This is a genomic window from Klebsiella sp. MS 92-3 (assembly GCF_000195655.1).
Classification (GTDB): domain Bacteria; phylum Pseudomonadota; class Gammaproteobacteria; order Enterobacterales; family Enterobacteriaceae; genus Klebsiella; species Klebsiella pneumoniae.
The window spans coordinates 63,018-68,808 of record NZ_GL882816.1 but is presented as its reverse complement, the minus strand read 5'-3'; the positions used below and the strand labels follow the sequence as shown (position 1 = coordinate 68,808).

Annotated in this window: 4 protein-coding genes and 1 pseudogene; 1 reads left to right on the top strand and 4 read right to left on the bottom strand. The window is 59.7% G+C overall.

What is annotated here, in order from left to right; all coding sequences use genetic code 11:
* Positions 1-23 precede the first annotated feature (23 nt).
* The 3 genes from HMPREF9538_RS11865 to HMPREF9538_RS11875 form a co-directional block, all read right to left on the bottom strand.
* Complete coding sequence (locus HMPREF9538_RS11865; RefSeq protein WP_009485326.1) at positions 24-1,892, bottom strand: amidohydrolase; 1,869 nt, start codon at positions 1,890-1,892, stop codon at positions 24-26.
* A gap of 24 nt (positions 1,893-1,916) precedes the next feature.
* On the bottom strand, positions 1,917-2,462 hold the full coding sequence (locus HMPREF9538_RS11870; protein ID WP_002890365.1) for an antibiotic biosynthesis monooxygenase: 546 nt from the start codon (positions 2,460-2,462) through the stop codon (positions 1,917-1,919).
* A gap of 186 nt (positions 2,463-2,648) precedes the next feature.
* Entirely contained in the window at positions 2,649-3,290 is a 642-nt protein-coding gene (locus HMPREF9538_RS11875; RefSeq protein ID WP_002890357.1) for a hydrolase, read from the bottom strand.
* A 267-nt stretch (positions 3,291-3,557) separates the two neighbouring features.
* Between HMPREF9538_RS11875 and HMPREF9538_RS11880 the strand changes: the two genes are divergently transcribed.
* On the top strand, positions 3,558-4,460 hold the full coding sequence (locus HMPREF9538_RS11880; RefSeq protein WP_002890353.1) for a LysR substrate-binding domain-containing protein: 903 nt from the start codon (positions 3,558-3,560) through the stop codon (positions 4,458-4,460).
* On the opposite strand, the pseudogene malZ reads toward HMPREF9538_RS11880, so the two are convergent.
* Positions 4,457-5,791: pseudogene (malZ, locus tag HMPREF9538_RS0127825) on the bottom strand (maltodextrin glucosidase); the annotation flags it as partial. The gene HMPREF9538_RS11880 and the pseudogene malZ overlap by 4 nt on opposite strands.

Below are 5,791 nucleotides of genomic sequence, written 5' to 3'. Positions count from 1 at the left end.
GGGGGGGGGGGGGGCGTCAGGTATCAAAAGGCAAAGCAGGAACAGCCCAGCACGCCCCAGAAGGCCTGCTCGTCAGAGACCGGAATCGACGACTTACGCGCAATATCATGCTGATGGCCGTGGACGCCACAGCTACCGCAGCACTGGTGCATCTGCACTATGGCGCCGATTTTAGCCGTCGCCGGCGGAGCGGAACGGTAATGGCCCGGGACCTTCACCACCGGCGACCACTCCGGCAGCACCGGAATAGGCGGCGGCGCCAGCGGCGAGAAGTGACCAGCGGCGTAGACCACTTTGCCGTCAACCACCGTCAGCACCGACTCAATGCCTTTGATCTCCTCTTCCGCGACGCTGAAGTAGTCTTTCGACAGCACCACCAGATCGGCAAGCTGACCGGCGGCCAGACGGCCTTTCTTGCCCTGCTCGCTGGAGAACCAGGCGCTGCCCGCCGTCCACAGCTCCAGCGCGACATCGCGCGGCAGGCGGTTGGCGTCGTCATACATCGCCATCCCGCCAACGGTGCGCCCGGAGACCAGCCAGTACAGCGCGGTCCACGGGTTATAGCTGGCGACGCGGGTCGCATCGGTGCCCAGCCCCACCGGCACGTCCAGCGCCAGCATCTTTGCTACCGGCGGGGTATGTTTCACCGCCTCTTTGCCGTAGCGATCGACAAAATATTCGCCCTGGAAGGCCATCCGATGCTGCACCGCAATACCGCCCCCCAGCGCCTTCACCCGCTCAATGTTACGCTCGGTAATGGTCTCGGCATGATCGAAGAACCAGTGCAGGCCATTAAACGGGATATCGCGGTTCACCTTCTCAAACACGTCCAGCATCCGGCTGATGGAGTCATCGTAGGTGGCATGCAGGCGGAACGGCCAGCGATGCTCCACCAGATGGCGTACCACCCGCTCCAGCTCATCCTCCATGCCTTGCGGCAGATCCGGCCGCGGCTGCAGGAAATCTTCAAAATCCGCCGCCGAAAATACCAGCATCTCGCCGGCGCCGTTGGCGCGATAGAAGTCAGTCCCCTGCCCCGGCTTCAGCATGTCGGTCCAGCGTTCGAAATCCTCCAGCTCCTGCTTCGGCCGCTGAGTAAACAGGTTGTAGGCGATGCGCACGGTCATCTGATCTTTCGCGTGCAGCTGTTCGATAATTTCGTAATCTTCCGGATAGTTCTGGAAGCCGCCGCCGGCGTCGATGGCGCTGGTCAACCCCAGTCGGTTCAGCTCGCGCATAAATTGACGGGTGGAGTTCACCTGCAGATCCAGCGGCAGCTTCGGCCCCTTGGCCAGCGTAGCGTAAAGGATCATGGCGTTCGGTTTGGCGATCAGCATCCCGGTCGGGTTGCCGTGGCTATCGCGGACGATCTCGCCGCCCGCCGGATCCGGCGTCTCTTTGCTATACCCCACGGCTTTCAGCGCCGCACGGTTCAACAGCGCGCGATCGTAGAGATGGAGCACAAACACCGGCGTATCAGGCGCCGCCTCGTTCAGCTCTTCCAGGGTCGGCATCCGCCGCTCGGCGAACTGAAATTCGCTCCAGCCGCCGACCACCCGCACCCACTGCGGGGACGGCGTGCGATCCGCCTGATCCTTCAGCATTCGCAGGGCATCCGCCAGCGAGGGGACGCCCTCCCAGCGGAGCTCAAGGTTGTAGTTCAACCCACCGCGGATCAGGTGCAGGTGAGAATCGTTGAGGCCCGGGATCACCGTATGCCCTTTGAGATCGACGATTTGCGTCCCCTCGGCGGCAAAGCTCATGATCCGATCGTGACTTCCGGTGGCAACAATTTTTCCGTCGGCGATGGCCACGGCTTCCGCCAGGGGATTCGCACGATCGAGGGTATGAATCTGACCGTGGGTCAGAATCAGTGTGGCAGTTTGCGACATAACGCACTCCTTGAGGAGGCTGACTCAGTTTTTCTTCAACCAGCCAGCAAACAGGCGGGTCACGATGGGCATCCAGAACCAGACCACCAGCGCAACCACGCAGGCATCATTGATGAGGTGCAGCAGCAGGCTCCCCTTAAGCGACGGCAGCAGCATGCCGGTCACCGCAGGCACCAGGTTGGTGCTGGGGAAAATCACCAGCAGGGTGATCAGAAACTGTTTCCAGCGCCGCGGCTGGCGTACGTTCACCGTCGGCGGGGTAAACCAGAAGGCCGGTTCAGTCCGCACCTCAGTCCGATCGCCTTCCGTCAGCAGTGGGGCAATCTCAGCCACCAGTTGCCGACGGGTTTCCGACTGCGTCCAGGCGTAGAGGTGCTCCAGGGTATCGAAGCGGATTATGACGCTCCACAGATTCTGCCCTGCGGCGGGCCGGATCACATTCGCCCCAAGATGGCCGGGAAATTCTGCCGCAATGGGCATAATTTTACCGAGCCACTCTTCGTAGCGCTGGCTGTGTTGCGGATCGAGCAGATGGCTGATAACCAGGGTCACCGATTTTTGCTGCGCCATGACGAGTTCCTTGCTTCAGGGAAATGGCCGGTTTTCTCCTGCCACTCTCCATAAATGATCTGACACAACATCCTTCATGCTGCGTTGAAGCGGCAGGCGGGCACGTCCCCGTGAACTTGAATAAATTCAGTAGCTGGGGACGGACAAACGCAGCCAACAACGCAGCAGCCTGAAGGATGGAGTGATTTACGCTTTACGCTCCGGCGCGCCATGCACCATGGTATAAGCGTAATCCACGCCCATCCCGTAGGCGCCGCTGTGTTCGCGCACCAGGTCCATTACCGCATCGTAGGTCGCTTTGCGCGACCAGTCGCGCTGGTACTCCAGCAGCACCTGCTGCCAGGTCACCGGCACCGCCCCCGCCTGCACCATCCGGTCAATAGACCGCTCATGGGCGTCGACAGAGGTGCCGCCGGAGGTATCCGTCACCACATAGACCTCGTAGCCCGCCTCCAGCGCCATCAACGCCGGGAAAGTCAGGCAGACTTCGGTCCACAGAGCGGAGATCACCAGCTTTTTACGGCCGGTCGCTTTCACCGCTGCCACAAACGCATCGTCTTCCCAGGAGTTCATGGAGGTACGTTCAATCGGCTTGACGTCAGGATGCACGGCCAATAATTCCGGCCAGATATAGCCGCTAAAGCTTTTGGTCTCTACGGAGGTATAAATCACCGGTACATTAAAAATTTTGCCCGCTTTCGCCAGCGCCACGGTGTTATTTTTCAGGGTCTGGCGATCGATATTCGCCACGCCAAAGGACATTTGCGGCTGATGGTCAATAAAGATAAGCGCGGAATTAGTGGGATCGAGTAGTTCACGAATAGACATTAAAATACATTCTTAATCAATTAGTTAAAAAGATGACATGATGGTTAATGCGTCGTGTGGATCCTGACTGATAAAGCATGGTGAGTATAGCCAGTTATTTCTAACAAGTTATTAAGGATTTTTTATGGTTTATATTTTTTGCCGCGACCAGGATTTATTCACGCCTGTTTTAATCAAATTTTTACGCCAAACTGTTCTGATTTATTCACTGGCTTTGATTATTGCGCTTAGGTACAACAGAGAAAACAAATTAATGGATAGCTTCATATGCGCGTAAACTTTGATGTTTTGATGATCCTTGATGCCCTTGACCGCCACGGCTCCTTCGCCACCGCCGCGGAGTCGCTGTATAAAACCCCCGCCGCTCTGAGCTATATGATCCAGAAGCTGGAGAGCGATCTGAACATCGTGCTGTTGGATCGTTCCGGCCATCGGGCAAAATTTACCGATACCGGGCGGCTGATGCTGGAGAAGGGGCGACAGCTTTTAAGTGCCGCCAGAGATCTGGAAAAGCAGGCCCAGCAGCTGAGCGCGGGCTGGGAGCGAGAGCTAGCCATCGCCCTTGACGCCTCATTTCCCTTTTCGGCCCTGCTGCCGCTGATCGCCGAGTTTTACGCGCAAAACCCACAGACGCGACTGAACTTCAGCCATCACACCCTCGCCGGTTCGTGGGAAGAGCTGACCCATCATGGGGCGGATATTATCCTCGGCGCCATCAATGAGCCGCCCACCTCCGCGGAGTGGTCATGGCAAACCCTCGGCGCGTTGGATAACATCTTCGTCGTCGCCCCCCATCACCCGCTGGCTCAGGCGAAGGAGCCACTGGCCAATAAACAGCTCAGCCAGCATCGGGCCATCGTGATCCGCGACAGCGCCCGCTATTGCCATCCGCTCAACAGCAATCTCCTCGACGAGCAGCCGCAAATCGGCGTCGATGATTTCGCCAGTAAAGTCGAACTATTGTGCGCCGGGCTGGGCTGCGGCTTTCTGCCGCGCCATATCGCTCGCCCGTGGCTGGTAAAAGGCAGTCTGGTGGAGAAAAGCGTCGCCTGCTGGCGGGAAAAGGATATTACCTATATGGCCTGGCGCAGCGGGAATGATGGGCTGGCTCAGCGCTGGTGGCGGGAGGCGCTCCTCCGCGGCGACCTGCTGAGCCAGCTCTACCATTAACGGCCGGACCAGACGTTGGCGGAGATGGCCGGGAGGGTCAGCACCCCGTCCTGGAAGGCGCCGGCGCCCTCCTGCAGCGTCCACCCGGCCACGTTCAGCAGCGGGGAATCTTCGATAACCACCTCGCAGGCTTCCCCGCGGTTAATCGCCACCAGCACCCGCTGCTGTTTGTAGACGCGGACAAACACCACCACGTTATCCTCGGCGTAAATCACCTGACAGCCGCCGTAGCGCAGCGCCTGGTGGGCCTTACGCAGTTTCGCCATCCGCTGATACAGCGCCAGCAGCTGGGTATCCTGCAGCGCCGGATCCCACGGGAACGGTTTGCGGCAGAACGGATCGTTATTGCCATCCACGCCCACCTCGTCGCCATAGTAGATGCACGGTACCCCCGGCCAGCTGAACAGCCACACCACCGCCAGCGGCAGGCGCGCTACGTCTTTGCCAAGAAGAGATTTAAAACGCGCCGTATCATGGCTGTCGAGCTGGTTGAACATCCGCAGCTGCTGCTGATGCGACAGCCCGGCGCGATAATTATCCATCCACACCATACAGGTCTGGGCGTCTATTTTCTGCGGATCGTAAGAGATATCGGTATTGGCGAGGAATCCCCAGATCGGGAAGGTGAAGCCGCGATAGTTCATCGCCGCGTCTTCGGCATCCGCCTGCAGCCACTGGCGCGCGTCGCCAAAATGTTCGCCAAAGACAAAAGCTTCCGGCTGCGCTTGCTTCGCTGCCTGGGTAATGCCGGCGATATGCTGCAGGTTATTCCGCGCCCCGCCGCCTTCGCCCAGCATATGCACCACGTCAAGACGCCAGCCGTCCATGCTCCATGGCGCCTTCAGCCAGTGGCGTACGATACTGTCTTCACCGGCATAGATCTCGTTGACCAGGCTGGTCGACCGATAGTCGAGCTTCGGCAGACTGGCATAGCCCAGCCAGTTGTGCGCCTGCCCCTCCTCTGAGAAGGTAAACCAGTCGCGCCACGGGGAGTCCGGATCGTGGCCGGCGCCGCCGCTGCCCTGCTGGTGACGGTCGAACCAGGGATGGGAATCGCCGGTATGGTTGAACACGCCGTCGAGGATCATGCGCATTCCCGCCCGCTGGGTGTTGTGGCGCAGCCGGAGCAGCGCCGCGTCGCCGCCAAACTGCGGATCGACTCGCCGATAATCCTCGGTATCGTATTTATGCACGCTGGGGGCGGCGAAAACCGGGTTCAGATACAGAGCGGTTACGCCGAGCTGCTTCAGGTAGGGAAGTTTTTCGCTGATGCCGTCGAGATCCCCGCCGTAGAACGTCGACCCCCCCCCCCCCCCCCCCCGCGGGGGGGC

Coding starts and splice junctions, on each gene's coding strand:
- HMPREF9538_RS11875 (WP_002890357.1), bottom strand. CDS start 3,290: ATGTCTATTCGTGAACTACTCGATCCCACTAATTCCGCGCTTATCTTT.
- HMPREF9538_RS11865 (WP_009485326.1), bottom strand. CDS start 1,892: ATGTCGCAAACTGCCACACTGATTCTGACCCACGGTCAGATTCATACC.
- HMPREF9538_RS11870 (WP_002890365.1), bottom strand. CDS start 2,462: ATGGCGCAGCAAAAATCGGTGACCCTGGTTATCAGCCATCTGCTCGAT.
- HMPREF9538_RS11880 (WP_002890353.1), top strand. CDS start 3,558: ATGCGCGTAAACTTTGATGTTTTGATGATCCTTGATGCCCTTGACCGC.